This is a genomic window from Streptosporangium sp. NPDC020072 (assembly GCF_040631445.1).
GTDB lineage: Bacteria > Actinomycetota > Actinomycetes > Streptosporangiales > Streptosporangiaceae > Streptosporangium.
Map to the genome: position 1 here is coordinate 108,480 of NZ_JBEYAB010000012.1, position 26,873 is coordinate 135,352.

The window sequence follows — 26,873 nt, forward strand, 5'->3', positions numbered from 1 at the left end:
CGGCGTCCGGCGGCGCGTGAGCGAATCGCGCCGCCGGGCGTCCGGGTACGGCGTCACCCGCTGAGCCGATGACCTCCGGCCGTACCGGTCAACCGGTACGGCCGGGCGGGTCAGGTCCGCCGAGCCTCCCGCACCGTTTCTTTCAGCAGAGAAAGAGATCACCGATGTCCGTTGACGCCGTTTCGTTCCGACAAGCCATGGCCCGGGTCCCCGGCCCGGTGACCGTGGCCACGACCGTCGATGCGGCAGGCCGCCGATGGGGCTTCACCGGTAGCTCCTTCAGCTCCCTGTCGCTCGACCCACCCCTCGTCCTGCTGTGCCTGGACCGCTTCGCCAGCACGCACGACGCCTTCACCTCCGCCGACCGCTTCATGGTGAACATCCTGGCGACCGAGCACGTCGAGGTCGCGCAGCGTTTCGCCACCTCCGGGATCGACCGGTTCGCGGCCGGTGACATGCGGCCGTACGAGATGAACCTGCCGGGGCTGCCCGGCGCGCTGGTGCGTCTGGCCTGTTCCATGCACGCCGTCCTCGACGGCGGTGACCACAGCATTCTCGTCGGCCGGGTCGAGGAGCTTCACACGGACCCGCACCGGATGCCGTTGCTGTACTGCGACCGCACCTTCACCCGTCTCAAAGCCACAGCCGCCCTTTCCTGACGCCCTTAGAGAAGTGGAGAACGACATCGTGCAAACCGCCGACTACGTGATCGTCGGGGCCGGTTCCGCGGGGTGTGTCCTCGCGCACCGGCTGAGTGCCGACCCGCGCATCAGCGTGGTGCTCGTGGAGGCCGGAGGCCCCAGGCCCGAAGAGCACCCCGAGATCCAGGTCCCCGTGCTGTTCCCCAGAATGTTCGGCAGCGTGCTCGACTGGGGTTTCACCACGGTGCCGCAGACCGGGCTGGACGGCCGTACCATTCCCATTCCCCGGGGTAAGGCCCTTGGCGGTTCCTCCGTGATCAACGCGCAACTGTGGACCCGTGGCCACCCGGCGGACTACGACGGCTGGGCGGCGGCCGGGCTCGACGGATGGGGGCACACGGACCTGCTGCCGTACTTCGAACGGGCCGAGGAGAGGATCCGGCTGGCGGGGATGCGTCATCCCGTCCCCCCGACCGCCGACTTCCTCAGCGCCTGCGCCCAGCTCGGGTACCAGCCGGCCGCCGAGAGGCAGGACGGGTACATCCTCGCCCGCGCCACCCACCGGGACGGCCTCCGCTGGAGCTCGGCGGACGGCTATCTCCGCGAGCCGGGCGAGCGGCCGAACCTCACCCTGGTCACCGGCGGCCTGGTGCGCAGGGTGCTCATGGACGGGACCCGGGCGACCGGCGTCGAGGTGGAGACGGAGAACGGGATTCTCCAGATCAGCGCCGGCCGCGAGGTGATCCTCGCCGCCGGAGCGGTGGGGAGCCCGCACCTGCTCATGCTGTCGGGGATCGGCCCGGCCGGGCAGCTGGCCGCGCACGGCATCCCGGTACGGGTGGACGCCCCCGGAGTCGGCCGCGACCTGACCGACCACCTGGTGGTTCCCCTCGCCTTCGCCGCTCGCGGGTTCGAGTCTCCCGGCGCCGCCGCGGACCTGGAGGACATGCGGCTCTACCTCAAGGAGCGGACCGGATCCCTGAACTCGATCATCTCCGAGGCACTGCTCTTCCTGCGCACCCGCCCCGAGCTGACGGCCCCGGACGTCGAGATCGTCCACCTGACGACCCCCTTCGGCGAGCACGAGTCGGCCGCCAGGGACGGCCTGGCGCTGGGCGTCATCGTGCTGCGTCCCGCCAGCCGGGGAAGCGTCGAACTGCGCTCGGCCGACCCGCACGACGCGCCGGTCGTCGACCCCCGCTACCTGTCCGACCCGGGCGGCACGGACCTGCGGACGGCCATCGCGGGCGTGCGCCAGGCCCACCGGATCCTCGACAGGCCGGACTACGCGCGCTGGCGCGGAGAGCCGCTGACCCCGGGCGCGCTGGCCACCGACGACGCGGACATCGCCGCGTACATCCGGCGGACCGGGCTGAGCATCCACCACCTGGTGAGCACCTGCCGGATGGGGGCCGATCCGCTGTCGGTCGTGGACCCGGGCTTCCGCGTGCGAGGCGCCTCCGGCCTGCGTGTGGTGGACGCCTCGGCGATGCCCAGCATCGTACGGGCGCACACCCACGCCCCGGTCACCATGCTGGCCGAACGCGCGAGTGAGCTCATCCTTCAGGACGGCTGACGCTCCGGCCCCGCAGCGTCTGCTTCTTGGCCTTGTTGCCGCACGTGTTCATCGAGCACCAGCGGCGGGTGCCGGGCCGTGAGGAGTCGAGGAACAGGGCGTGGCAGTCGGGGTCGGCGCACTCGTGGACACGGTCGATGGAGGGGCCGGCGACCAGGTCCACGGCGTCCCTGGCGATGAGCGCGAGGACCGCGGGGACCGGGGCGGTGGCCAGCCATCGCAACCGGCCCGAGCCGTCGAGCTGGGGCGCCGGGACCGGGAGCGCGGCGATCCGGTTCACGGTGTCCCCGGCCGTGGAGAGGGCCGCGGTGAGGGCCGCGGCGCGGGCCGTACCGCCCTCCACCGGTTCACGCGCCGCCGCGACCAGCGTGTGGATCGCCTCCCGCAGCTGTCTCGCCTGGGCGTCGTGACCCACCGCCGCGGCCTCGGGCACCGACTCCCAGGGGCCGAACCGGCCCACCCACGCAGCCAGCGCCGCCGGGTCCGGCAGTTCCTCCTCGGGCCGGGCCGTACCGCGATGCCGCAGCGTACGGATGAAGTCCAGGCACAACCGGCCTGATCCGGATCGGAAGCTCGGCGCTGGCGTCATGAATCAACCCTACTTGCGAACCGGTTTAACTGGTACCGTTTTTGGAACCGGTCAAACTGGTTCTAGGTCAGAGAGGACCTTCATGCCCATCGACATGCCCCGGTCAGGGGCCGCCGCGCCGGGGCGCAGGATGATCCTCCTGCTCGCCCTGTCCTGCGGTGTCGGCGTCGCGAACATCTACTTTCCGCAGGCCATCAGCCCCCTCGTCGCCGCCGACCTGAACGTGTCTCCCGACACGGCCGCCACGGTCGTGACCGCCGCGCAGTTCGGCTACGCGGCCGGCATCTTCCTGCTGGTCCCCCTGGGCGACCGGCTGATGCACCGGAAACTGATCGTCACGCTGCTGTCCATCGCCGGGCTCGGTTCACTGGTCGCCGGTCTCGCCACCACGCTGCCGGTCCTGGTGGCCGCGAGCGTCCTGATCGGTGCCGCGACGGTCGTCCCGCAGATCATCATCCCGATGACGGCCGGGCTGGTCCCCGAGCAGCGACGCGGCGCGGTGACCGGCACGCTGCTGAGCGGGCTCATCGGCGGCATCCTGCTGGCCCGGACCTTCGGTGGCGGCCTCGGCCAGTGGCTCGGCTGGCGCGCCCCCTACCTGGTCGCCGCCGCGGTCGTCATCCTGCTCGCCGTGATCCTGGCGTTCGCCGTACCCACCACGACCCCGTCGTCACGCGAGCGCTATCCCGCCCTGATCGGCACCGCGCTGCGTCTGATGCGCACCGAGCCGGACCTGCGCCGCTCGTGCCTCTACCAGGCGCTGATCTTCGCGGGCTTCACCGCGGCCTGGACCAGCCTGGCCCTGCTGATCACCGGGCCCTACCATCTCGGTGCCTCCGCGGTCGGGCTGATCGCCCTGGTCGGGGCCGCCAGCATGTTCTCAACCCCGATCGCCGGGCGGCTGGTCGACCGTCACGGGCCCAACCCGGTCAATCTGGTCTGCATGGTGGGCGTCATCGCGGCCGCCGCCCTGCTGACCCTGGGCGGTCTTGGCGGTCCCGCCGGGCTGATCGGCGTCACGGTCGGCATGCTGCTGCTCGACGTGGCCATGCAGTCCGGCCAGGTCGCCAACCAGGCGCGCATCTTCGCCCTGCGCCCCGAGGTCCGCAGCCGCCTCAACACCGCTTACATGACCTGCGCCTTTCTCGGCGGCAGCATCGGCTCCTGGCTCGGGGTCCGCGCCTACTCCGCCCTCGGCTGGGGCGGCGTCTGCCTGCTGGTGGCCGTGCTCGCCGTACTCGCGCTGGCCCGCAGCCTCTTCACCGGCCGCGCCCGCGCCGTTGTCACACCCGAGCCCGCACCGCAGGCGGATGCCGCCACCCGTTGACCGTTCCGCCGGTGAACGGACGCGGGTGACGTCGGCGGGGAACCGGTCGAGTCCGAGCGTGCGAAGCGGGAAACAAGCAAGGCCCAGGTCGATGACCTGGGCCTTCTGTCATTTGGGCGGGTAGGGGCTCCCGCCCGCCGCCGGGTGGGCGGCGTCCTGGGACCCACCCTGGCCTCCTTGCTGGAGCGTTGACATCTGATATATTAGAGTTTACGTTGCACATGCAAGGAGAGGGGTAGGCATGGGTCAGAGTCGAGTTGTTGTCATCGGCGGCGGTAACGCCGGCTTGTGTAGCGCGTTGGCCGCCCTTGAGGGTGGGGCCGAGGTGACACTGCTCGAAGCCGCCCCGGAGTCCGAGCGTGGTGGGAACTCCGGATTCACCGCGGGGGCCATGCGCTTCGCCTACGACGGCAGGGAGGAGATCGTCCAGCTCGTCCCCGACCTGTCGGAGGAGCAGCTCGCGAAGACCGACTTCGGCAGCTACTCGAAGGAGCAGTTCTTCGACGACATGGCCCGGGTCACGCAGTACCGCTGCGACCCCGACCTGGTCGAACTGCTCGTGACACGCAGCTTCGACACGTTGAAGTGGATGCGCGACAAGGGAGTGCGGTTCCTGCCGATCTACGGCAGGCAGGCGTTCCAGGTGGACGGGAAGTTCACCTTCTGGGGCGGCCTGACGCTGGAGGCCAACGGAGGCGGTCCCGGGCTCGTCGACTCGCTGTTCGACGCGTTCGAGTCGGCGGGCGGCAAGGTGTTCTACGGCCACCGCGCCATCGGCCTCACCGAGGACGGCGGCAAGGTGACCGGCGTCGTGGTCCGGGCGGGCGGGGAGATCCGGACGATCTCCGCCGACGCCGTCGTGCTGGCCTGCGGCGGATTCCAGGCCAACGCGGAGTGGCGCACCCGCTACCTGGGGCCGGGGTGGGAGTTCGCCAAGGTCCGCGGCACCCAGTTCGACGTCGGCGACGGACACCGCATGGCGATGGACATCGGTGCCATGTCGTGGGGCAACTGGTCGGGCTGCCACGCGGTCGGCTGGGACAGCAACGCGCCCGCGTTCGGCGACCGCGTGGTCGGCGACGGGTTCCAGAAGCACAGCTACCCCTTCGGGATCATCGTCAACAGCCGCGGCGAGCGGTTCGTCGACGAGGGCGCGGACTTCCGGAACTACACCTACGCGAAGTACGGCCAGGAGGTCCTGCGGCAGCCGGGGCAGATCGCCTGGCAGGTCTTCGACAGCAAGGTGAACCACCTGCTGCGGGACGAGTACCGGATCCGGCAGGTCACGAAGATCGTGGCGCCGACCCTGGAGGAGCTCGTCCGGCGGATGGACGGCATCGACGAGGAGCGGTTCCTGCGGACGGTCGGCGAGTACAACGCGGCGGTCGACCAGTCGGTCCCCTTCAACCCCAACGTCAAGGACGGGCGGGGCACCTCCGGGCTGGCGGTGCCGAAGTCGAACTGGGCCAACACCCTCGATTCGCCGCCGTACGAGGCCTACGCGGTGACGTGCGGAATCACGTTCACCTTCGGCGGCCTGAGGATCGACACGTCGGCGCGCGTGATCGACGTCACCGGCGAGCCCATTCCCGGGCTGTACGCCTGCGGGGAGATCGTCGGCGGGATCTTCTACTTCAACTACCCGGGGGGCAGCGGGCTCACGGCGGGCTCGGTGTTCGGGCGGATCGCAGGGTCGGCGGCCTCGGGCGCGCTCGACCGCTCCGCCACGTCCTCGGCGAGCGTGTGAGGTGACCGTACCGGGCGGAGTGATCGTCACCGGTGCGGGCGGGGGCATCGGAGCCGAGGTGGCCAAGTGCCTCGCCGCCGCGGGCTACGGCGTCGTCGTCAGCGACCTGGGGGTGTCCGTCGACGGCCACGACCCGGACGGGCAGGTGGCGGAGTCCGTGGCCGAGGTGATCCGGGCCCGGGGCGGTCGCGCCCTGGCCCACCAGCACGACGTCGTCTCCTTCGACGCGGCGGCCGACCTGGTCAGGCGCGCGGTCGAGGAGTTCGGCTCGCTCGACGGCCTTGTCACCTGCCACGGCATCCTGCGCGAACGCATGATCTTCAACATGACGGAGGACGAGTGGGACTCGGTCGTCTCCGTCCACCTCAAGGGCACGTTCAACTGCGTGCGCTTCGCCACGGAGCAGATGCGCCGCCAGCGCGGCGGAAGCATCGCGCTGCTGAGTTCGGCGGCGGGGCTGGAAGGCAGCCCGGCGCAGGCCAACTACGCGGCGGCCAAGGCGGGCATCGTGGGCCTCGCCCAGAGCACGGCGCTGGCGATGGGACGCTACGGCGTCAACGTCAACTGCGTCGTCCCCTCCGCGGCGACGCGCATGACCTCACGACTGACCGACCGGATGCAGGCCAGCAGGCCCGGCGCCGAGCGGCAGGGCCCCGAGCTGGTCGCCGAGCTCGTACGCGCGCTGCTCGACCCGGCCAACCGCCACATCACCGGGCAGACCTTCACCGCGGCCGGTCGCAAACTCGCCCGGTGGGAGCCTCCCCAGGAGCAGGAGAGCGTGCGCCTGGCCGACGAGTTCACCTACTCCGACGTGACCGGCGCGGTCCGGCAGCGGCTCGGAGTCACGCCGCTGCGCCGGTTCGCGGCGCTCGGGCTGCCGACGCCGGCCGCGTCCGACCCCCAGACCACGGACATCCTCGAAGTGGGAGACGGAACATGAACGCTCGGCCGACAGTGAGCTCCCCGCACGATCCAGCCGCCACGCGCGCCGAGGAGACGTCGCGGTGAGCGGGCGCAGTGTGCGGCTGGAGATCGGCACCGCCGTGGGAGCGGCGGACGAGCACCACGTGCAGGTGCGCGGGCTGGATCTCGTCGACGACCTGATCGGCGAGCTGACCTACACCGAGGTCGCGCTGCTCGCGGTGACCGGCCGCAGGCCGACCCCCGCCGAGACCAAGGTGGTCGACGCGGTGCTGGTGAGCCTGCTCGACCACGGCCTGACGCCCAGCGCGCTCGCCGCCCGGCTGACGTTCTGGTCGGCTCCCGAGGCGATCCAGGGCGCCGTCGCGGCCGGTCTGCTCGGCGCGGGAAGCGTGCTGCTCGGTTCGATGGAGGGCTGCGGGCGCCTGCTCACGGACATCGCCGACGACGTCGCCGGCGGCGCCGCGGCCCGTGACGCGGTGGAGACGCGGCTGCGCGCCATCGTGGACGCGGGTGGGCGGATTCCCGGCCTCGGGCACAGCCTGCACCGCGACGGCGACCCGCGCGCCGGGAAGCTGCTCGACGTCGCGCGGGACCAGAAGGTCGCGGCGCGGCACGTCGAGCACCTTGAGCTCGTCGTCGAGCGGGCCGCCGCGCTCACCGGCAAGGCACTGCCGCTCAACGCGACGGGCGCCGCCGCCGCGCTGCTGCTTGAGGTGGGTGTGCCCTGGCGACTGCACCGCGGTTTCGCCCTGATGAGCCGTACGGCGGGCCTGGTCGCGCACATCGGCGAGGAGCTCGAATCGCCCCTCGCCCCCGCGGTGCGCGCCGCGCTGCGGACCGCGAGCCGCATCGAACCGGAGGTGTGAGCGGTGTCGGAGGCCGTGGAGCCACAGCCGGAACCGGGGTGGGAGATCTTCGTCTGCGACGAGTGGCGGGCGCGGGTGCTCCAGGAGATCACAGGCCTGTACGGCCCGCCGTACGCGGACGGAAACGTGCCCTGCCTGGCGTTGCTGCCCCCGACGTTCCTGGTGGCCCATCGGACCGACCCGGACGCCATGGGCGTCCCGGACGCGCCGGTCAGGCTCAACGCCGGCAACTGGTGCCGGTGGGAGGCGCCCGTGACGCCGGGGGAGATCCTGGAGCGGCGCACGGTGATCGAGTCGGTCACCACGAAGCCGGGCCGCGACAGCGACCTGACGTTCTACCAGCTCGCGACGACGTACCGGCGCCGCATGACGCACGACGTGGTCGCGCGCACGTCCACGACGACGATCCGCACGGGCGCCCGGCAGGGTCGCGGCGGTTCCGGGCACCGCACGGAGCCGCCCGCCGACGCCGTACCGGTCATCGAGGTCACCCCGAGCAGCCGCGAGGTCGTGCGGTACGCCGCGGCCACCGACGACTTCTACGAGGTGCACTACGACCACGCGTTCGCGCGGGCGAGGGGTCTGCCGGGGACGATCACCCACGGCCTGCTCAAGCTCGCCTACCTGGCGCGTGCCGCCGTGCAGTGGGGCGGACACGGGACGTTCGTGCGGGAGCTGAGCGCCTCCTACCGAGGGATGGACCGGGTCGGCGCGCCGTTTCGCGTGCTCGCCCGGGCGGACGACGGCGACGGGGACGGGCCCTCGCGTCACCTCACGCTGTACGGCGTCTCCGCTGACGGCGGGGTCAGCACCGTCGGCCGCGCGGTGATCGAGAGAAACGAAGGAGAGGATGGGCAGTGGCTGAGCGACTGACGGTGCAGACGGTACGCGGACCGGTCCCGGTGTCCGAGCTCGGGCGCGTCCTGCCGCACGAGCACGTGGCGTGCGACCTCTTCCGCGTGACACGGCAGATGGGTCTCGCCGCGTTGAACGACCCGGACGAGGCGGTCCGGGACCTGAAGGTCTTCAAGGAACTCGGCGGCGGATCCGTCGTCGAGGCCACCAGCGGCGGGCTCGGCCGTAAGCCCGCCGTGCTCCGGTCGGTGTCCGAACGTGCCGACGTGCACATCGTCATGGGCTGCGGGTGGTACCGGGAGCCCTACTACGAAGAGGACATGAACAAGCTGAGCACGGCCGAGCTGACCGACCGCCTGCTGATCGACATCTTCGAGGGCGAGGGCGGCGTACGGCCGGGCGTGATCGGCGAGATCGGCGCCGACCGTGAGTGGGTTTCCGGGGTCGAGGAGCGGGTGCTGCGCGCGGCCGCCCGAGCTCAGCAGGAGACCGGGCTCGGGCTGATCCTGCACGCGGTCAAGAGCGAGGTCGGCGCCTGGCAGCTCGACGTGCTTGAGGACGAGGGCTGCGACCTGAGCCGGGTCGCGGTCGGCCACTGTGACACATATCCGGACGTCGACTACCACGAGCGGCTGGCCGAGCGCGGCGCGATGGTGATGTACGACGGCAACGGCCCGGGTGACGCGCTGCTCCAGGAGCAGCGGATCGCGAACGCGGTGGAGCTGATCCGCCGCGGATGGGCAAAGAGCCTGCTGCTCTCCCACGACGTCTGCGTACTGGGCATGCGCGAACGCCGTGGTGGGCCGGGTTACTCGTACGTGCTGCGGCAGGTCGGCCCCGACCTGATCGCGGCCGGGGTTCCCGAGGACGTCGTGGAGACGATCTTCAGTGAGAACCCGCTGCAACTGCTCGCCGGGCACCGTCCCGACGGCAACTGAGGAACGCCTTTTCTCCCGGCTCGAACGTTCGGGGACGACCCTGCCGGATGCATTGGCGCCTGTTCTGTCACGTTCCGAGAAAGTGTGAGGATGCCATGAACGACAGGACCGGTCGGACGATCGATCGACGCCTCCTGCTCGCCGGGGTGGCGGGGGCGGGCGTCGTCGCGCTCGCCCCGTCGGCCGCCTTCGCGGCGGAGGAGAGGGCCCGCGGCTCGAAGCCGGGCGGGCGAGAGAAGGTGCTGCCCGCGCAGACGTCGTGGGACCCGGTGCCCGCGATGACCGGCATGAAGCAGGTACAGATCCCCGACGTGCGGCTGGCGGTCTGGGACACCGGCGCCGGAGGCAGGGGTCCGGGCAGGGGCCAGACCGTGGTGCTCATGCACCCGCACACCGGCAACGGCGGCTCGTGGGGTTACCAGCAGGCCGCGTTCGCCGCCGCGGGCTACCGGGTGATCAGCTACTCGCGGCGGGGATACCACGGCTCTGAGGCCGGCCCCGCGGAGCGGCCCGGCACGATGGTCGGGGACCTGACGGCCCTGATGGACGCGCTCGGCGTCGGAAGGTTCCACCTGGTCGGCCTGGCCGCGGGCGCGTTCGCGGCGTTCGACGCCGGCCTGTCGGTCCCGGACCGGCTGCTGAGCTGCACGGTGGGCGCGACGCTGGGCGGGATCCAGGAGCCGTCGTGGAACGAGGTCACCACGGCGATCCTGCCGGAGGGCTGGTTCGGACTGCCCGAGACGTTCCGCGAGCTCGGCCCGTCCTACCGGGCCGCGCGGCCGCAGGCGATGACGACGTGGATCGAGCACACGAAGCTGCCGGTCACGACCGTGCAGCAGCCCCCGCAGAACACGCTGACGTGGCCGGCGATCGAGTCGATCAGGACGCCGACGCTCCTGCTCACCGGCGACTGCGACCTGTACCTCCCGCCGGCGCGTCTGCGCGAGATGGCGGGCCACGTCAGGAACGCCGAGGTGGCGATCTTCAGCGAGGCGGGGCACGCCCCGCACTGGGAGTCCTACCGCGAGTTCAACAAGACGGTGCTGTCGTTCATCGGTAAGCACCGGCGGTAGACCATGGAAGCGGCAGGCATCGGGGCCGAGGAGCCCGTGGACCTGAGAATCGAGGGTCACGTCGCGACCGTGACGCTGGACCGGCCCGACGTGCTCAACGCGGTCGACACGCCGACGTACCGGTGCCTGCTCGCGGTCTTCGCGAAGATCGAGGAAGGGGCGGACATCCGGTGCGTCGTGGTGCGAGGGCGGGGCAGGGCCTTCAGCGTCGGCGCGGACCGGACGGAACGCGCCAAGATGACGGACGACGACCTGCGGCGCAGGCGCAGGCTCGTCCCCCGGGTGTTCTCGGCGATGTACCACTGCTCGCGACCTGTGATCGCGCAGGTGCACGGCTACGCGCTGGGCGGTGGCCTTGAGCTGGCGCTCAGCTGTGACCTCGTGGTCGCCGCCGAGGACGCCGTCATGGGGCTCGTCGAGACGACCCTCGGCAGCATGCCCGCGGGCGGCGGCACGCAGTTGCTCCCGCGGCTCGTGGGCATCCCCAGGGCGAAGGAGCTGATCTTCACCGGCCGCCGGTTCACCGGCGCCGAGGCCAGGCAGTGGGGGCTGGTGAACCACGCGGTGCCCGCCGCCGACCTTGAGACCACGGTCGGCGCGCTCGCCGCCGAGATCAGCGCGGCGGCACCGCTGGCGGTCGCGCAGGCCAAGCGCGCCATCGACCTGTCCACCCAGTTGGAGATCGACAGCGGGGTCGCACTGGAGGCCGAGCTGTACGAGCGGCTCCTCACGAGCGCGGACCGGCTCGAAGGGCTGGCCGCGGCGCGCGAGGGCCGGCGGGCGAACTTCCGGGGCCGATGACAGGGCCGATCACGAAGCCGATGACAGGGCCGATGACGGGGCCAATGACGGGGCCGGTGACGAGGCCGGTGACGAAAGGAATGCACGATGATCGAAAGGTTGGGATGCGCCATCGGCGGGCTGGCCGACCCGGAGCACCCGGGGGACGTCGCCGCGACGGTGCGGATGATCGAGGACGCGGGCTACGAGTCGGCGTGGTCCTATGAGGCGTTCGGCGCCGACTGTTTCACGCCGCTGGCCTGGTGGGGCTCGCACACGCGCACGATGCGGCTCGGCACCGACATCGCCCAGATGGCGGCGCGCCCCCCGACGGGGATGGCGATGGCCGCGATGAGCCTCGACCAGCTGTCCGAAGGGCGGGCCGTGATCGGGCTCGGGCTCTCCGGGCCGCAGGTCGTCGAGGGGTGGTACGGCATGCCCTTCGAACGCCCGCTGGGCTGGACCCGGGAGTACGTCGCGATCATGCGCGCGACCATCGCCGGGGAGCGCGTCGCGTACGAGGGCAAGACGTACCGGCTTCCCGCTGAGGGAGGGTCGGGACTCGGCCGCCCGATCCGGTCCACGCTGCGCGGCGGCCGTACGGACATCCCGATCTGCCTGGGCGCCGAGGGGCCGATGAACATCTCGCTGGCGGCCGAGATCGCCGACGGCTGGCTGCCGACGAACTTCTCGCCCATCGCGGACGAGTGGTACCGGGAGCGGCTGGAGCTGGGCTTCGCCCGCAGGCCCGGTGGCCGGCCGGAGAACTTCGAGATCGCACCCGCGGTCTCGGTGGCGTTCGGCCCGGACCTGGAGTCGGCCGCCGACCGGATCCGCCCGTTCATCGCCTACCAGGTCGGGGCGAACGGGGCGGAGAACATGAACTTCCACCTCAACGCCATCGCGCGGCTCGGGTTCGAGGAGCCCTGCCGGGAGATCCGGGCCAAGTTCGTCGAACGGGACCGTGAGGGCATGGTGGCCGCGGTGCCGACCGAGATGGTCGAGGCGGTCGCGCTGGTCGGGACGCCGGAGAAGATCCGGGCCGACCTGGAGACGAAGTGGAACAGATGCGTCGCGACGAGCCTGATCGCCAGGGCGCGCGTCGACGACCTGCTCAAGCTGGCCGAGGTGTTCCGCACAACCACGGGCGCCGCGCAGGGGCAGCCCGCCTGATTCGTATGACCGTTCGGTCGGTGAGGAATTCGCAAATGGTGATGAGGTACGAGCACTGGATCAACGGCGAACCGACGCCGTCGGCGGGCGGGGAGCGGCTCACGTCGACCAGGCCCGGCACGGACGAGGTCGTGTGCGAGATCCCGTTGGGTGTCCGGGAGGACGCCGACCGGGCGGTGGCCGCCGCGAACGCCGCCTTCGCCAAGTGGGCGGCGGAGAAGCCGATCCGCCGCGGCCGGGTCCTGATGGCCATCGCGGCGGGGCTGCGGCGTGAGCGGCAGCGGCTCGCCGAGCTGGAGGCCGCCGAGACCGGAAAGCCGCTGCGGCAGGCGGACGTCGAGATCAGGGGCGCGGCGGCGTTCTTCGAGTTCTACGCGGGCCTGGTCAACGTGCCGACGGGGGAGATCATCGATCTCGGCGACGGCTACCACGGATACACGCGGCACGAGCCGTTCGGCGTGGTCGGGGTCATCACCCCGTGGAACGTCCCGCTCAACCAGGCGGCCAGGGCGGTGGCGCCCGCGCTGGCGGTCGGCAACGCCGTGGTCTGCAAGCCGTCGGAGTTCACGTCGTCGACCACGCTGGAACTCGGGAGGATCGCCGCCGAGGCCGGGCTGCCGCCGGGGGTGCTCAACGTGGTGACCGGCATGGGCGACGTCGTGGGCAGCGCGATCGTCGAGCATCCGCACGTCCGGAAGGTCGCGTTCACGGGTTCGGTGCGCGCCGGTCGCATCGTCGGCCGGACCGCCGCCGAGAAGATCATCCCTGTCACGCTCGAACTGGGCGGGAAGTCGCCGAACATCGTGTTCGCCGACGCCGACCTCGACGCCGCCGTCGCCGGCGCGTCGAGGGCGTTCGTCGGGAACGCCGGGCAGGTCTGCTCGAACGGCACCCGTCTGCTGCTGGCCCGCGAGATCCACGACGAGTTCGTGGCGCGGCTGGCCGAACGGGTGCGGGCGGTGAAACCGGGCGAGGACTACGGCTCGCAGACGACGAAGGACCAGTTCGAGAAGGTGCTGTCCTATTTCGACGTCGCGCGCGAGGAGGGCGCCACGCTGGTCACCGGCGGGCGGGCCACCGGCGACGGGTGGCTGATCGAACCGACGATCTACACCGGGGTGACGAACGAGATGCGGATCGCCCGCGAGGAGATCTTCGGCCCGGTCCTGGTGGTCATCCCGTTCGACGACGAGCCCGACGCCGTCGCCAAGGCCAACGACTCCGACTACGGTCTCGCGGCGGGCCTCTGGACGGCGGACCTCGGCCGGGCCCACCGCGTCGCGGCCGCCCTGCAGGTGGGACAGGTCTACGTCAACGAGTGGACGGCCGGGCTGATCGAGGGCCCGTTCGGCGGCCACAAGAACAGCGGCCACGGCCGGGAGAAGGGTGTGGAGGCACTGCGGCACTACACCCAGTCGAAGTTCGTCTCGGTCAGGATCGGCAGGAGCGCGAGCGGTGGGTAGGCACGGCCACCGCTCGTGACGCGTACGGCGGGCCGGGCCGGTGATCTCGGGTGGGCGTCCCCTGGTGAGCGAGGGACATCGGGGGCCCCACCCGGCCTGACGTTGGCCTACACGGCCTACACGACCTATATCGAGGTCGCGGACGGGCGCTTCCTGGGCCCGCGCGTGGACCGGGACGTCCCGCGCCTGCCCGCCGCCAGCTGGGTGATCGACGGTGTGTCGCTGTCGGTCGCCGGCATCAGCGCCTCGACCTTCTCGGTGGAACGTGTCTTGTGGGCCTGCATCGCGTTGTACGCGGCCTGCGGGTCGCCGGCGGCGATCGCCTCGGCGACCGCGCGGTGTCCCGCGACGGACTCGGCGAGGCTGCCGGGCTGGCTGAGGTTGCGGAACCGCAGCAGGCGCACGCGCCCGTCGAGAACGCCCAGGGCGTCGCGTAACCCGCCGCTGCCGGCCATCGCCAGCATCTTCTCGTGCCGCTCCTCGATCATGCGGACGTACGCGGGGACGTCCTCGGCCTCGGCGGCCCGTTCCAGATCGGCGACCGAGAGCAGCAGGGCGTTGCGCTGCTCCACGGTGCCGCGTACGGCGGCCCACGCGGCCATCATGGGTTCCAGCGCGGTCTTGATCTGGTAGACGTCGGTGATCTCCTGCGGGCTGATCTCCCGGACGAAGACGCCGACGCGCGGGGTGATGGTGACCAGACCCTCCACGCTCAACTGCTGCAGAGCGTCACGCACCGGCGTCCGGGACACACCGAACCGCTCGGCGAGATCGTCGGTCGAGATCCGCTCACCGGAGGCAATCGTGCCGTTGTAGATCAGCGCGCGGATCTCCTCGGCGACCACGTCCTTGGCCGAGAGAATCCGGACCTGTGAATCCAACGATTTCACCTACTCCATTAGCGCTGATGTGCGAACCCCCTGAGGTAATCGTAGCCGCCCGGAAGGGGCGGCCAGTGGCGATCGGGCGGTGTCGTCGGGCGCATCTGAGATGCTGATCCTTGACATGTAGTACATCAGCGCTCACACTTGAGCTTGTGCGCACTTCCCTGAGACTCCGTGTTCTTTCGGCGAAGGACGTCGTCATCGAAGAGATCCGCGCGCTGATCCACAACGGCACGATGACCTCCGGCGACCGGATCTCGACCGACGAACTCGCTGAGCGGTTCGGTGTGTCCCGGACGCCGGTGCGTGACGCTCTGCAGCAGTTGAGCGTGGAGGGTCTGGTCACCATCACCCCGCGCGTCGGCGTCTTCGTCCGGGAGATCAGCCCGCAGGAGATCACCGACGTCTACCAGATCAAGACCGCGCTGGAACCCATGATGGCCGCGTGGGCCGCCGTACGCGGCACCCGGGAACAACGTGCCGCGTTCCGCGGGACCTTCGACGAGCTCGAACGGCTGGCTCACTCCAACGACGTCCAGGAATACGTGCGGGCGCTGGAGGAACGCCGTGAGGCACTGCTCACGATGGCCAGGAGTGACGGGTTGCGAGACTCGTTCGCGGTGCTCGACGGGCGGGTGCGCCTGCTGCGGTTCCGCAACCTCAGCCAGCCGGGCAGGCTCACCGAGTCCGCGGCTCAGCACCGTTCCATCGCGGAGGCGATCGAGGCCGGTGATCCCGACGCCGCCTACGTCGCCATGCGGGACCACATGCTGGACGCCACCGCACGGGTGCGCCTTCTCGTGGTGTCGGAGCAGCCGAACGGCGACCCGGCGCCCACCGCCTACTCAAAGTTGTCGAAACGCACGGAAGGTGCCAGATGATCAACAAGGTCGTGGAGTCGGCGGCCGAGGCCGTCGCCGACATCGAAAGCGGTTCGATGATCGCTTTCGGCGGTTTCGTCGGAGTGCCCGGTGTCCCGAGCACCCTGATCAAGGCGATCGCCGAGCGCGGCCTGCGCGACCTGACGATCATCGCGTGTGAGTCAGGCCGCGGTCGCGCCGGCGCGCAGTCGTACGGTGTCCCCGGCGGCGGCCAGCCGTACATCCCGGAGCCTGAGGACGGCGTCTACCCCGTCGGGTACCTCGCCGAGCTCGGCCAGGTGCGCAAGGCGATCACCACCTTCTCCTCGCTCAACAACCCGAACTTCGACGGGCCGTTGGAGGCGGGTGTCCGGCGGGGCGAGGTGGAGATCGAGCTGATCGGGCAGGGCAGCCTGTGCGAACGGCTGCGCTGCGGGCGCGCGGGCCTCGGCGGCGTCTACACCCCGGTCGGCGCGGGCACGAAGATCGGCGCGGGCAAGGACATCCGTCACTTCGACGGGGTGCCGCACGTTCTTGAGACGGCGCTGCGCCCCGATTTCGCCATCATCTCCGCCTACCAGGCCGACCGGTTCGGCAACCTCGTCTACCGGCACGGCGCCAGGACGACGAACCCCGTCGTGGCCGGCAGCGGCAACGTGACGATCGTGGAGGTCGAGGAGGTCGTCGACTACCTGGACCCGCAGCACATCGTCACCCCCAGTCCGTACGTGGACCGGATCGTCCTGAGTGACAGGCGCCTCATGGTGAGGTGACCAGCGGTCCAGCGAGTTCCAGGACCGAGGCGGTCGGGCGGCCTCGGGTGAATCCATCCTCGGGAAAGGAGTTCGGGGGACACTGGGCCCGAACCCCCGGCCAGGCTATGACGCCAGCTCAACACCCCTCCGCGCCATCCCTGACCAGGGTTGGAATCGCGCGACGCATCTCACAGGACTTCCGTGAGGGAGACGTCATCAACCTGGGCGTCGGAGTGCCCATGCTGTGCAGCCTCTTCATCGAGGACGACGAGGACATCTTCCTGCACAGCGAGCACGGCGTCCTCGGGCACGGCAGGCAGGCCCGTACCCAGGACGAGGTCGATCCGTCGCTGGCCACGGCAGGCCGGCAGCCGATCATCCCCCGTCCCGGGATGGTCGTCATGGACCACGCCGAGTCCTTCGCCCTGATCCGGGGCGGTCACCTCGACGCGACGATCCTGGGAGCGTTCCAGGTGAGCGTGCAGGGCGACCTCGCCAACTTCTGGCTGCCCGGGGCGATCGCGGGTGCGATCGGCGGCGCCCAGGACCTCGCGTTCTGCGCCCGGCGGGTGATCGTCGCCATGCAGCTGCTGCCGCGCCCGCGGCGGTTCGTCAACCGGCTCGAACTGGAGATGACCGCGCCGCGGTGCGTCGACCGGCTGGTCACCGACATCGGCGTGATCGATCTGGAGGACGGCAGGGCGATCGTCCGCGAGCTCGTGCCCGGCTGGAGCCTTGAGGACGCCCAGCGGCTCACCGAGGTGGAGCTCGTGGCCGCACCGGAGGGCATCGCCGAGGTGACGCTCAAGAGCGACAGGGACGACCTGTGGCACGCGGCGTAGCGGACGGCCCGACCGTCGAGACCGTACGCGGCCCGGTCGCGGCGTCGGAACTGGGCCGGATCCTGCCGCACGAGCACGTGGTCTGCGACCTCATCAAGGACCGGCCGCGTCCCGACCCCACCCTGGACGAGTCCGAGGACGCCGTGGCCGACCTCAAGGAGTTCAAGGCGGCGGGCGGCAGCACGATCATCGACTGCACGAACAACGGCCTGGGAAGGAACCCCGGCCTGCTGCGTTCGGTCTCTGAGCAGACCGGCGTGCACATCGTGATGGGCTGCGGCTGGTACCGCGAGTCCTTCTACGAGGAGGACATGAACAAGGTCAGCGTCGCGGAGCTGACCGAGATCCTCCTTGAGGACGTCAGGACCGGGGTGCACGGCATCCGGCCGGGCGTGATCGGCGAGATCGGGGCCGACCACGGCTACCTGTCCGCGGTCGAGGAGCGGGTGCTGCGCGCCGCGGCGAGGGTCCAGAAGGAGACCGATCTCGGGCTCGTCCTGCACGCGGTGAAGAGCGACGTCGGGAGGTGGCAGCTCGACGTGCTTGAGGAGGAGGGCTGCGACCTGCGGCGGGTCGCCGTGGCCCACTGCGACATGTATCCCTACCTCGACTACCACGAGCTGCTCGCGAAGCGCGGCGCGCTGGTGAGCTACGACCGCAACGGCCCCCGCAACCCCCACCAGCAGGAACGGCGCATCCGCAACATGGTGGAGTTCATCCGCCGGGGCTGGGCGTCGCACCTGCTGATCTCCCACGACGTGTGCATCCCGGGGGATCGCGCCGGCGCGGGAGGACCCGGATACGCGTACGCGCTGAAGCAGGTCGTGCCCGACCTGCTGGAGGCCGGGGTCCCCGGGGAGGTCGTCGAGTCCATCATGGTGGACAACCCCGTGCGCCTTCTCGTCGGCTCCTGATCCCTCCCATCCCAGCCATGTTCCATCGACGTCAGGAGAGAACGAGTGACTGACAACCCAGAGGTGGTGCTGTGCCGGACCGAAGGGCGGGTGCGCGTCATCACCCTCAACCGTCCCCGGGTCCGCAACGCGCTGAACGGCGAGATGATGCGGCGCTTCCACCAGGCGGTGGACGACGCCGTCGCCGACCCGGATGTCGGCGCGATCGTCGTCACCGGCAACGGCCCCGCGTTCTCGGCGGGCGCCGACCTCAAGGAGGCCGGGACGGGTCCCCGGCCTGACGAGCTGTGGGACCGGTACGCGCACGCGGTCGACAACGACCGGATCTACGAGCGGTTGTCGCGGGTGCCGTTGCCGGTGATCGCCGCGGTCAACGGGTTCGCCGTGGGCGGCGGTTGCGCGCTCGCGGTGTCGTGCGACGTCGTCATCGCGGCCGACACGGCGCGGTTCGGCTATCCCGAGACCAACCACGGGATCGCCCCGGTCACGGTGGCGGTCGGCCTGAGCCGGGTGGTCGGGCGCCTGCAGGCCCTCGACCTGCTGTTGTCGGGCCGGTTCTTCGACGCGGCCGAGGCCCACGCGATGGGCATGGTCACCAGGATCGTCCCCGCCGACGACCTGATGACCGAGGCCGTCGGCTACGCGCAGGCCCTGGCGGAGAAGTCGCCGACCGCGATCCGCCTCACCAAGCGGGTCTTCCGGGCCGTCCAGGAGCTCGACTACGACCACGCCTTCGAGTACGCCCGCGACGTCAGCCTGATGACCCGCGAGGCGATGACCGGCGGTCTCGGGGTGACGAGATCGCCGGCCGGTACGGAGAACCGAGCCGCGGAATAGCCATTGTACATGTGATATTTCAGGTGTAACATTCAAGGCTATACCGCAAGAGAAATCAGCCAAGCGCGGATTTCCATCACTCGGGGACGGGATCGCCGCCGTCTCGGCACGACCCCTATCAATCATTCCTTGGACTTTCGGAATCGGGTCAGTGCCCGGGACATGGGAGCGAACAATGAAGGTACGCAGGGTTGTTGCCCCTGCCGCGCTGGTCACGATACTGGCGGCCGCCGGTTGTGGTGGTGGTGAAGGTCCGGCGACGAACGAGCGGCCGACCATCCGATGGGGCGTGGCCACCGAGGGCATCACGTCGATGGACCCGGTCCGTGCCGTACAGCCGGTCGACCGCAGCCTGTCGATGATGTTGTTCGACGGCCTCGTCCGTTATCAGCCGGGTAACGCGACGGCGCCGTTCGAGCCGGGGATCGCGAAGGAGATCCCGCAGTCCGCGACGCAGGACGGCAAGCAGGTCTGGACGATCGCGCTCCGCACAGGCGTGAAGTGTCCCGCGGGCCAGAAGACCCCGGCGTACGACCTGACGTCCGACGACGTGGTGTTCTCGCTGAAGCGGGCGGCCGACCCCGAGAAGTCGACGTTCGCCTCGGTGTTCGCCGCCTACGACACGGTCGAGGCGGTGGACGCAGGCACCGTGAAGGTGACGATGAAGCAGCCGGTCTCGCCCGCCGCGTTCCTGCCCACGATCTCGAACTGGCAGGGCGGGCTCGTGGTGTGCAAGAAGGCGGTCGAGGCCGAGGGCGAGGACTTCGGCAAGCGCCCCGTGGGGCCGGGGCCGTTCAAGTTCGAGAGCTGGACCCCGGGCCAGCGCATCACGTTGCTGGCCAACGACGACTACTACCTGGGCAAGCCGCTGTCCGCCGGGTGGGACATCCGGTTCATGGCGGACGACACGGCCAGGCAGGCCGCCCTGTTCGGCGGTGACCTCGACGTCGCGTCGCCCACCGCGACCGGCGACAAGGGCCTTGAGGTCATCGACTCCAGGAAGGGGTTCAAGGTCGTCGAGACTCCGCTCTTCGGCACCTGGTACCTGTTGTTCAACACGAAGGTCGGCCCGACCGCCAACCCTGAGGTGCGCAAGGCGCTGGCCTATGCGGTGAACCGCGAAGACTACGTGACCCTGACCGGGAAGCGGACCGCGAAGCCGACGCTCAGCGTGTGGGGGGCCCAGCTGCCGGGCGGCGTCCCCGACGCCCACGTGGAGCAGGCAGGCCTGGCGTACGAGTTCGACGTGGCCAAGGCCCGCCAGATGCTCGCGGCGGCGGGATACCCCAACGGCTTCGACGTCACCGTCACCGCGCCCAGCAACGCGACCACCTTCCAGGTCCTCCAGGCCCAGATGAAGGCGATCGGCGTCAACGTCAAGATCAAGACGGTGGACGTGCCGACCTGGCAGACGGCGATCATGACCGGCCAGGAGCCGCTCATGCTCACCCTCATCTCCTACCGGCCCACGCCGCAGATCCCGTACACGGACTTCTTCTACGGCCCCTCGGCCGTACGGGGCGGCAAGCACCCGGCGCAGAACTTCGGCGGGTACGACGGCGCCGACGCTCTGATCGAGAAGGCGGCCAAGACGTCCGACTCCGCGGAGCAGGCGCGGCTGTGGCAGGAGATCAACGACAAGATCCTCTCGGACGCCGCGGCGAAGCCGCTCTTCGTGGCCTACCAGGCCTACGGCGCGGTCTGCGGGTTCACCATGGGCGGCGTCGAGCCGCCGACCACGATTCCCGGCAACTGGCAGCCGAGTTACAAGTCCACCGTCGATGCCCAAGCGAAGGACTGCTGATCCCACGCGGTGCGGAGAAGCTGTGCGGAAGAGAGGTGCTGTAGTGGCCGAGGTCGAGTTCCAGGTCGTGACCGATGGCGTCGGCGTCATCACACTGAATCGGCCGGAGAAGCTCAACGCGTTCAACTTCGAGATGCACCGGCAGCTGGCGGCGGTGCTCACCGGTGACGAGTTGCAGGACTGCCGCGCGGTCGTGCTGCGGGCCGAGGGCAGGGCGTTCTGCGGCGGCACCGACCTCAGCGAGCTGGGCGACCATTTAGGGCAGAGCAGGACGCCCTCGTTCGAGGTGTCCACCGGAACCGAGATGTCGCACAACTTCCGGTACGCACGGCCCGTGATCATCGCGGCGGTGCAGGGCTACGCGCTGGGTCTCGGGACGCTGGTCGTGAACCTCACCGACCTCGTGATCGCGAGCGAGGACGCCGTGTTCGGGCACCCGGAGGTCACGCACGGCCTGGTCCAGGGCAACGGCATCCCGCGGCTGCGCGAGATCGTCGGCACGCGGGCGGCGATGTCGATGCTCGTCACCGGCAGGCGCGTACCCGCGGAGGAGGCCCTGCGGATCGGCATCGTGAACGAGGTCGTGCCCGCGGAACGGCTTGAGGAGAGAGCCATGGAGGTGGCGCGGCAGATCGCGGCGAACCCGGCCTACGCGGTGCACATGGCGAAGAGGTTCTTCTACGAGTCCGCCGACATCCCCTACGGCGCCGCCGTACAGGCGGGCTACCGGGTCATGCGCACCGCGCAGCTGGCCAGGCGGGAGAACGGGGCGAACTTCCAGTGGTGACCACACCACGGGCGGCGACCGAGCCGGAAGGAGCCCCAAGTGATCGATAAGCTCGCCTGCTCGATCTACACGCTGGGGGCCGAAGCCGCCGAGGTCGCCGAGGCCGCCGGTTACGAGTCGGGGTGGACGTCGGAGTCGTACGGCACCGACTCCTTCACCCCCCTGGCCTGGTGGGGCGCCAAGACCAGGACGATGCGCCTCGGCACGGGCGTCGCGCAGATGGCGGCCCGCGCCCCGACCGCGACCGCGATGGCCGCCATGACGCTGGACCGGCTCTCCGGCGGGCGCGTGGTCGTCGGCCTGGGACTGTCCGGCCCGCAGGTGGTCGAGGGGTGGTACGGGATGCCCTTCGAACGGCCGCTGCGGTGGACCCGCGAGTACGTCGCGATCATGCGTGACACGTTCGCGCGGGAGCGGGTCTCCCACAACGGCGAGATCTACAGGCTCCCGGCGACCGGCGGAACCGGGCTGGGGCGCTCGATCCGTCCGGGCATCCGGGACGCCCGTACCGACATCCCCATCTACCTGGGCGCGGAGGGGCCGAAGAACATCTCGCTGGCCGCCGAGATCGCCGACGGCTGGCTGCCGACGAACTTCTCCCCGGAGTTCGACCACTGGTACCGGGAACGGCTTGAGGCCGGGTTCCGCCGCCGGCCCGGGGGACGCCCCGAGAACTTCGAGGTGGCCCCCGGCGTGGCCGTCGCGTTCGGGCCGGACGTCGAGACGGCCGCCGACGAGCTCAGGCCGGGCATCGCCTTCCAGGTCGCGGCCAACGGCGCCGAAGGCATGAACTTCCACTACAACTCCATCGCCCGGCTCGGTTTCGAGGAACCGTGCCGGGAGATCACCGAGCGGTTCAAGGCCCGTGACCGCGAGGGCATGGCGGCCGCCGTACCCACGGAGATGGTCGAGGCGATCGCGCTGGTCGGCCCGCCCGAGAAGGTCCAGCGGGACCTTGAGACGCGGTGGCACAACTGCGTCGCCACGACGATCATCGCGCGGACCTCCGTACAGAACCTGCCCATGCTCGCCCACGTGTTCGCGGCATCGCGAGCCGCCTGCGGCGCACCCGTGACCTCACGAGCGGAGAACGGCTGATGGCGCGTTACTTCCTGAAGCTGTTCGGGCGGCTGCTGCTGACCCTGGCGGTGGTCTCCACCGCGGTCTTCTTCCTGATCCGGCTCACCCCCGGCGGTCCCGCCGTGGCCATCCTGGGCCAGGACGCGTCCCCGGACGCGGTGGCGCGGCTCAACGAGAAGCTCGGGCTCACCGACCCGGTGTTCCTGCAGTACTGGAAGTTCCTGACGCAGCTCGCCCAGGGCGACCTCGGCAACTCGCTCACCAACGGCCTGCCGGTGAGCGAGACGATCCTGAGTGTGCTCCCGCACACGCTCGAACTCGCGGTGGCGGGACTCCTCATCGGCAAGCTCGGCGGCATCACCCTCGGCATCGTGGAAGCGGTGTGGAAGGACAGGTCGCCCGACGTCATCGGGCGGATCCTGTCGCTGATCGGGCTGTCCTTCCCGAGCTTCTTCGTCGCCGTGCTGCTGATCCTGTTCATCGCGCTGCCACTCGGTCTGCCGACCAACGGGGTCGCCTCCTTCACGGATCTCGGCGCGAACCTGCAACGGATCCTGCTGCCCGCCCTGGCCATGGGGATCGTGAGCACCGCCTACACCTCCCGAATCACCCGCTCGCTCATGGTCGAGGTCATCGGGGAGAACCACGTCCGTACGGCGCGGGCGAAAGGGGTGCGGGAGGGCCGCGTCCTGGTGCGCCACGTGCTCCAGCCCGGCTCGCTTCCCCTCGTCCCGATCGCCGGCATCTCGTTCATCACCCTGGTGGGGGACGCGGTGCTCATCGAGACGGTGTTCGCCCGCCCGGGGCTGGGCAGCCTGATGGTCAACGCCATGCAGGCACGTGACTACGCGACCGTGCAGGGCTGCATCATCGTGATCACCACGGTGATCGTCCTCGTGAACGCGGCCGTCGACGCCCTCTACCACGTCCTCGACCCCCGAACCAAGACGGTGTGAGGTCCTCCATGGATCCGACAGGCATCCGGCCGCTCCGTATCCACAGCACTCGGCGCCCGAGCGACGTCGAGACGACACGAATGCCGGTACGAGCATGACGACGAACGACTCGGGAGCGGTGGTGACCGCCGCCGTCCCCCCGCCGGACAAGGGCGGCTCACGATATGTCTCGCAGCCGCGCAGGAGGGGACTGCGCCGGCTCAATCCGCTGCTGATCATCGGCGGGCTGATAATCACCTTTCTGGTGTTCGTCGCGCTCTTTCCGGCCCTGTTCACCTCCCAGGACCCGGCGCAGCAGGACCTGGCGGCCCAGCTGGAGCCGCCGAGCGCCGAACACTGGCTCGGCCGCGACCAGTTCGGCCGGGACATCTACACGCGGCTGATCTACGGCACCCAGGTCTCGATGGTCATCGGGGTGTCGTCGGTGCTGCTGGGGATGGCCGTGGGCATTCCGGTCGGGATGATCGCCGGCTACTTCCGTGGGAAGACCGAGCGCGTGATCATGTGGATCGTCGACGTGAAGATGGCGTTCCCCGGGCTCATCCTCGCCCTGCTCTTCGTCGCCCTGTTCGGGCAGGGAGTCTGGAACATCACGCTGGCGATCGTGATCGGGATCATCCCGGTGTTCGCACGGCTCGCGCACGGTCCCGCCCTGGCGTTCCGGGAGCGGGAGTTCGTGAAGAGCAGCATCGTGTTCGGCGCGCGGGCGCCGTGGATCCTGTACAAGCACATCTGGCCCAACCTGCGCAGCGAGATGGTGGTCATCGCCAGCATGACCGCGGCCGTGACGATCCGGATCGAGGCGGGCTTGAGCTTCCTCGGCCTCGGTCTGCCGCCCCCCACGGCCACGTGGGGTGGCATGCTCCGCGACGGCACCACCTACCTGCAGACAGACCCGTTGTTCTCGCTGGTGCCCGGACTGGCGATCTTCGTCGCCGCCCTGGGCTTCAACCTCCTCGGTGACGGGCTGCGGGATGCCCTGGACCCCCGGACCGCGAACAGTTGACCTGCCGGAGACCGGCCGACCCGAAGGTGTGTCGATGACCGACGTGACCGAGTCCGAAATCCACGAACATCCGCGGACCCCGGCGCCGGACGGATGCCTGTCCGTGCGGAACCTGACGACGGTGTTCACGACCAAGCGCGGGACCGTGGCGGCGGTGACCGATGTGAGCTTCGACCTGCGTGCCGGAGAGACATTGGGGATCGTCGGCGAGTCCGGGTCGGGCAAGAGCGTGACCGCGATGTCCATCCTCGGGCTGATCCCGAAGCCCCCGGGCAAGGTCGTGTCCGGCGAGATCCGGGTGGACGGGAAGGACCTGCTGGCGCTGGACCGCCGCAGCCTGCGGGCGGCGAGCGGGTCGGACGTGGCGATGATCTTCCAGGATCCGATGACCTCGCTCAACCCGGTCCACCGGATCGGGGCGCAGATCGCCGAGGGGATCCTGGCCCACCGGCGCAGGCCGTCGAAGGCCGACAGGGAGGCGGCCCGGCGCAGGGCCGTCGAACTGCTCGCGGCCGTCGGGGTGCCGGCGCCGGAGCGGCGCGCCCGGCAGTATCCGCACGAGCTGTCCGGCGGCATGCGGCAGCGGGTGATGATCGCCATGGCGATGAGCTGCGACCCGAAGGTGCTCATCGCCGACGAGCCGACCACCGCGCTCGACGCCACGATCCAGGCGCAGATCATGCGGCTGCTGCGCGAGGTACAGCAGCGCACCAACGTCGGGATCATGCTGATCACCCACGACATCGGCCTGGTGGCACAGAACGTCGACCGCGTCCTGGTCATGTACGCGGGGCGGGTGGTGGAGATGGGCACCGTCGAGGAGGTGCTGGGAAACCCCAAGCACCCCTACACCGTCGGCCTGCTCCGGTGCACGCCGAGCCGGCTGCCTGCGGACTCCGTCCGGCGGCGGCTCACGCCGATCCACGGCCTTCCGCCCAACCCGACGGACCTGCCCCCCGGATGTTCCTTCGCGCCCCGATGCACTCTCCGCGGCGACCGGGAGCGGTGTCTCCTGGAACAGCCGGAGCTGCGCCCGGCGCCGACGGACGACCACCGGTCCGCATGCCACTTCCTTGAAGAGGTCACCCCCTGAGCGTGTCCCCGCGCTCGTGCTCGACGGTGAGGAGTCGGAACTGATGTTCCACAGCACACAACAAGACGTGGTGGATCCCGCGGAACCGGCCGGTGAGGAACTGCTGCGGATCGAGGGACTCAAGGTCCACTTCCCGCTCGGCAGGCGCAGACGCGGCCGGTACGCCGAGACGGTGTACGCCGTCGACGGCGTGGACTTCACCCTGCACAAGGGCCAGACCGTCTCGCTCGTCGGGGAGTCGGGGTGCGGCAAGTCGACCGTCGCACGGTCACTCGTCGGGCTGGCCCGCCCGACCGCCGGGTCCATCCGGTACAAGGGCATGGACCTGAGGACCGCGAGCCGCAGCCAGATGCGGATGCTGCGGCGGGAGGTGCAGATCGTCTTCCAGGACCCGTTCGCGTCGGTCAACCCGCGGATGCGGGTGCGGGACATCATCGAGGAGCCTCTGCGCGTGCAGGGGCTCCCACGGGACAAGTACGTGGCCGAGGAACTCCTGGAGATGGTCGGGCTCCAGCCCGTGTACGCCAACCGGTTCCCGCACGAGTTCTCCGGCGGGCAGATGCAGCGCATCGGCATCGCGCGCGCGCTCGCGCTGAAGCCGCGGGTGCTGGTGCTCGACGAGCCGATCTCCGCGCTCGACGTGTCGATCCAGGCCCAGATCATCAACCTGCTCATGGACCTGCAGGACGAGCTGGGACTGGCCTACCTGCTCATCGCGCACGACGTGGCCGTCGTGCGCGCCGTCAGCCACCGCGTGCTGGTGATGTACCTGGGCCGGATCGTCGAGGCGGGCCCCGAGGTGCTGTCCGATCCCAGTCACCCGTACACGCAGGCACTGCTGAGCGCCATCCCCTCGGCGGAGGTCGGCTCCCGCGGCTCCAGGAAGGAGATCATCCTTGAGGGCGACGTCCCCAGCCCGACCGACCCGCCGAGCGGTTGCCGGTTCCGCACCCGGTGCTGGAAGGCCGCCGACGTGTGCGCGGAGGAGGAGCCCGGACTGCTCGACCGCACCGGGCTGGGCGTGCTCAACGCCTGCCACTTTCCCGTCCGCGAGTAGTGCGCGAAACGCCGAAGGCCCGGAAGCCGCTGTGGCGGCTTCCGGG

The 26,873-nt window shown here is 70.3% G+C and carries 26 protein-coding genes; 24 read left to right on the plus strand and 2 right to left on the minus strand.

Translation table 11 applies throughout. The features are described from left to right. The first annotated feature begins 164 nt into the window (after nt 1-164). Nucleotides 165-659 carry a flavin reductase family protein gene (locus ABZ470_RS27670; protein ID WP_352015709.1) on the plus strand — a complete coding sequence of 165 codons (495 nt, stop codon included), beginning with the start codon at nt 165-167 and terminating at the stop codon, nt 657-659. A gap of 13 nt (nt 660-672) precedes the next feature. Continuing rightward, nucleotides 673-2,217, plus strand: a complete 1,545-nt coding sequence (locus ABZ470_RS27675) for a GMC family oxidoreductase N-terminal domain-containing protein (protein WP_362914987.1) — start codon at nt 673-675, stop codon at nt 2,215-2,217. Here the strand turns inward: ABZ470_RS27675 and ABZ470_RS27680 are convergent. Then, complete coding sequence (locus ABZ470_RS27680) at nt 2,198-2,806, minus strand: CGNR zinc finger domain-containing protein (RefSeq protein ID WP_362914989.1); 609 nt, start codon at nt 2,804-2,806, stop codon at nt 2,198-2,200. The two genes, ABZ470_RS27675 and ABZ470_RS27680, sit on opposite strands and share 20 nt — an antisense overlap. Nucleotides 2,807-2,888: 82 nt before the next feature. Here ABZ470_RS27680 and ABZ470_RS27685 point away from each other — a divergent pair, with 82 nt between their 5' ends. The 10 genes from ABZ470_RS27685 (at nt 2,889) to ABZ470_RS27730 (ending at nt 13,952) form a co-directional block, all read left to right on the plus strand. Further along, on the plus strand, nt 2,889-4,133 hold the full coding sequence (locus tag ABZ470_RS27685) for an MFS transporter (protein ID WP_362914991.1): 1,245 nt from the start codon (nt 2,889-2,891) through the stop codon (nt 4,131-4,133). Nucleotides 4,134-4,374: 241 nt separating this feature from the next. Next, nucleotides 4,375-5,880, plus strand: coding sequence for an FAD-dependent tricarballylate dehydrogenase TcuA (gene tcuA, locus ABZ470_RS27690; RefSeq protein WP_352015713.1), 1,506 nt, complete (start codon nt 4,375-4,377; stop codon nt 5,878-5,880). Between the two features lies 1 nt (nt 5,881). After that, entirely contained in the window at nt 5,882-6,820 is a 939-nt protein-coding gene (locus tag ABZ470_RS27695; protein WP_362914993.1) for an SDR family NAD(P)-dependent oxidoreductase, read from the plus strand. A 64-nt stretch (nt 6,821-6,884) separates the two neighbouring features. Next, nucleotides 6,885-7,670, plus strand: a complete 786-nt coding sequence (locus ABZ470_RS27700) for a citryl-CoA lyase (protein ID WP_362914995.1) — start codon at nt 6,885-6,887, stop codon at nt 7,668-7,670. 3 nt (nt 7,671-7,673) lie between these two features. After that, the gene (locus tag ABZ470_RS27705) at nt 7,674-8,543 is read left to right on the plus strand and encodes a MaoC/PaaZ C-terminal domain-containing protein (RefSeq protein WP_352015716.1); all 870 of its coding nucleotides are present in this window, start codon (nt 7,674-7,676) and stop codon (nt 8,541-8,543) included. Then, nucleotides 8,528-9,463 carry a hypothetical protein gene (locus ABZ470_RS27710; RefSeq protein WP_352015717.1) on the plus strand — a complete coding sequence of 312 codons (936 nt, stop codon included), beginning with the start codon at nt 8,528-8,530 and terminating at the stop codon, nt 9,461-9,463. Before ABZ470_RS27705 ends, ABZ470_RS27710 begins: the two co-directional genes overlap by 16 nt. 95 nt (nt 9,464-9,558) lie before the next feature. Then, nucleotides 9,559-10,536, plus strand: coding sequence for an alpha/beta fold hydrolase (locus tag ABZ470_RS27715; RefSeq protein WP_362914997.1), 978 nt, complete (start codon nt 9,559-9,561; stop codon nt 10,534-10,536). A 36-nt stretch (nt 10,537-10,572) separates the two neighbouring features. Then, nucleotides 10,573-11,337: an enoyl-CoA hydratase-related protein gene (locus ABZ470_RS27720; RefSeq protein ID WP_362914999.1), complete on the plus strand. Its 765-nt coding sequence runs from the start codon at nt 10,573-10,575 to the stop codon at nt 11,335-11,337. Nucleotides 11,338-11,424: 87 nt separating this feature from the next. After that, complete coding sequence (locus ABZ470_RS27725) at nt 11,425-12,489, plus strand: LLM class F420-dependent oxidoreductase (RefSeq protein ID WP_352015720.1); 1,065 nt, start codon at nt 11,425-11,427, stop codon at nt 12,487-12,489. 20 nt (nt 12,490-12,509) lie between these two features. Continuing rightward, on the plus strand, nt 12,510-13,952 hold the full coding sequence (locus tag ABZ470_RS27730; protein WP_362915001.1) for an aldehyde dehydrogenase family protein: 1,443 nt from the start codon (nt 12,510-12,512) through the stop codon (nt 13,950-13,952). A gap of 125 nt (nt 13,953-14,077) precedes the next feature. On the opposite strand, the gene ABZ470_RS27735 is transcribed toward ABZ470_RS27730, so the two are convergent. Continuing rightward, nucleotides 14,078-14,833 (minus strand): GntR family transcriptional regulator, encoded by a 756-nt coding sequence (locus ABZ470_RS27735; protein WP_362915003.1) that lies wholly within the window; start codon nt 14,831-14,833, stop codon nt 14,078-14,080. 155 nt (nt 14,834-14,988) lie between these two features. Between ABZ470_RS27735 and ABZ470_RS27740 the strand changes: the two genes are divergently transcribed. The 12 genes from ABZ470_RS27740 to ABZ470_RS27795 all read left to right on the plus strand — a co-directional run bounded on the left by ABZ470_RS27740 (nt 14,989) and on the right by ABZ470_RS27795 (nt 26,827). Continuing rightward, complete coding sequence (locus ABZ470_RS27740; protein ID WP_362779907.1) at nt 14,989-15,717, plus strand: GntR family transcriptional regulator; 729 nt, start codon at nt 14,989-14,991, stop codon at nt 15,715-15,717. Beyond that, nucleotides 15,714-16,469: a 3-oxoacid CoA-transferase subunit A gene (locus tag ABZ470_RS27745; protein ID WP_352014546.1), complete on the plus strand. Its 756-nt coding sequence runs from the start codon at nt 15,714-15,716 to the stop codon at nt 16,467-16,469. Before ABZ470_RS27740 ends, ABZ470_RS27745 begins: the two co-directional genes overlap by 4 nt. Nucleotides 16,470-16,576: 107 nt before the next feature. Next, complete coding sequence (locus ABZ470_RS27750) at nt 16,577-17,293, plus strand: CoA-transferase (RefSeq protein ID WP_352014547.1); 717 nt, start codon at nt 16,577-16,579, stop codon at nt 17,291-17,293. After that, complete coding sequence (locus ABZ470_RS27755; protein ID WP_362915005.1) at nt 17,278-18,207, plus strand: hypothetical protein; 930 nt, start codon at nt 17,278-17,280, stop codon at nt 18,205-18,207. The genes ABZ470_RS27750 and ABZ470_RS27755 overlap by 16 nt, the downstream gene beginning before the upstream one ends. Nucleotides 18,208-18,252: 45 nt before the next feature. After that, nucleotides 18,253-19,044: an enoyl-CoA hydratase/isomerase family protein gene (locus tag ABZ470_RS27760; protein WP_362915007.1), complete on the plus strand. Its 792-nt coding sequence runs from the start codon at nt 18,253-18,255 to the stop codon at nt 19,042-19,044. 289 nt (nt 19,045-19,333) lie between these two features. Further along, entirely contained in the window at nt 19,334-20,848 is a 1,515-nt protein-coding gene (locus tag ABZ470_RS27765; RefSeq protein ID WP_362915009.1) for an ABC transporter substrate-binding protein, read from the plus strand. Nucleotides 20,849-20,870: 22 nt separating this feature from the next. After that, on the plus strand, nt 20,871-21,635 hold the full coding sequence (locus ABZ470_RS27770; protein ID WP_362779895.1) for an enoyl-CoA hydratase/isomerase family protein: 765 nt from the start codon (nt 20,871-20,873) through the stop codon (nt 21,633-21,635). 39 nt (nt 21,636-21,674) lie between these two features. Beyond that, nucleotides 21,675-22,733, plus strand: coding sequence for an LLM class F420-dependent oxidoreductase (locus ABZ470_RS27775; protein ID WP_352014552.1), 1,059 nt, complete (start codon nt 21,675-21,677; stop codon nt 22,731-22,733). Then, a complete protein-coding gene (locus tag ABZ470_RS27780) occupies nt 22,733-23,671 on the plus strand; it encodes an ABC transporter permease (protein ID WP_362915011.1) in 939 nt (312 codons plus the stop codon). The genes ABZ470_RS27775 and ABZ470_RS27780 overlap by 1 nt, the downstream gene beginning before the upstream one ends. A 94-nt stretch (nt 23,672-23,765) precedes the next feature. Next, nucleotides 23,766-24,677, plus strand: coding sequence for an ABC transporter permease (locus ABZ470_RS27785; protein WP_352014554.1), 912 nt, complete (start codon nt 23,766-23,768; stop codon nt 24,675-24,677). A gap of 34 nt (nt 24,678-24,711) precedes the next feature. Continuing rightward, a complete protein-coding gene (locus tag ABZ470_RS27790) occupies nt 24,712-25,770 on the plus strand; it encodes an ABC transporter ATP-binding protein (RefSeq protein ID WP_362779889.1) in 1,059 nt (352 codons plus the stop codon). A gap of 43 nt (nt 25,771-25,813) precedes the next feature. Then, the gene (locus ABZ470_RS27795; RefSeq protein WP_352014745.1) at nt 25,814-26,827 is read left to right on the plus strand and encodes an oligopeptide/dipeptide ABC transporter ATP-binding protein; all 1,014 of its coding nucleotides are present in this window, start codon (nt 25,814-25,816) and stop codon (nt 26,825-26,827) included. Nucleotides 26,828-26,873: the final 46 nt, after the last annotated feature.

Coding starts and splice junctions, on each gene's coding strand:
- ABZ470_RS27670 (WP_352015709.1), top strand. CDS start 165: ATGTCCGTTGACGCCGTTTCGTTCCGACAAGCCATGGCCCGGGTCCCC.
- ABZ470_RS27680 (WP_362914989.1), bottom strand. CDS start 2,806: ATGACGCCAGCGCCGAGCTTCCGATCCGGATCAGGCCGGTTGTGCCTG.
- ABZ470_RS27685 (WP_362914991.1), top strand. CDS start 2,889: ATGCCCATCGACATGCCCCGGTCAGGGGCCGCCGCGCCGGGGCGCAGG.
- tcuA (WP_352015713.1), top strand. CDS start 4,375: ATGGGTCAGAGTCGAGTTGTTGTCATCGGCGGCGGTAACGCCGGCTTG.
- ABZ470_RS27715 (WP_362914997.1), top strand. CDS start 9,559: ATGAACGACAGGACCGGTCGGACGATCGATCGACGCCTCCTGCTCGCC.
- ABZ470_RS27725 (WP_352015720.1), top strand. CDS start 11,425: ATGATCGAAAGGTTGGGATGCGCCATCGGCGGGCTGGCCGACCCGGAG.
- ABZ470_RS27745 (WP_352014546.1), top strand. CDS start 15,714: ATGATCAACAAGGTCGTGGAGTCGGCGGCCGAGGCCGTCGCCGACATC.
- ABZ470_RS27750 (WP_352014547.1), top strand. CDS start 16,577: ATGACGCCAGCTCAACACCCCTCCGCGCCATCCCTGACCAGGGTTGGA.
- ABZ470_RS27780 (WP_362915011.1), top strand. CDS start 22,733: ATGGCGCGTTACTTCCTGAAGCTGTTCGGGCGGCTGCTGCTGACCCTG.
- ABZ470_RS27785 (WP_352014554.1), top strand. CDS start 23,766: ATGACGACGAACGACTCGGGAGCGGTGGTGACCGCCGCCGTCCCCCCG.
- ABZ470_RS27790 (WP_362779889.1), top strand. CDS start 24,712: ATGACCGACGTGACCGAGTCCGAAATCCACGAACATCCGCGGACCCCG.
- ABZ470_RS27795 (WP_352014745.1), top strand. CDS start 25,814: ATGTTCCACAGCACACAACAAGACGTGGTGGATCCCGCGGAACCGGCC.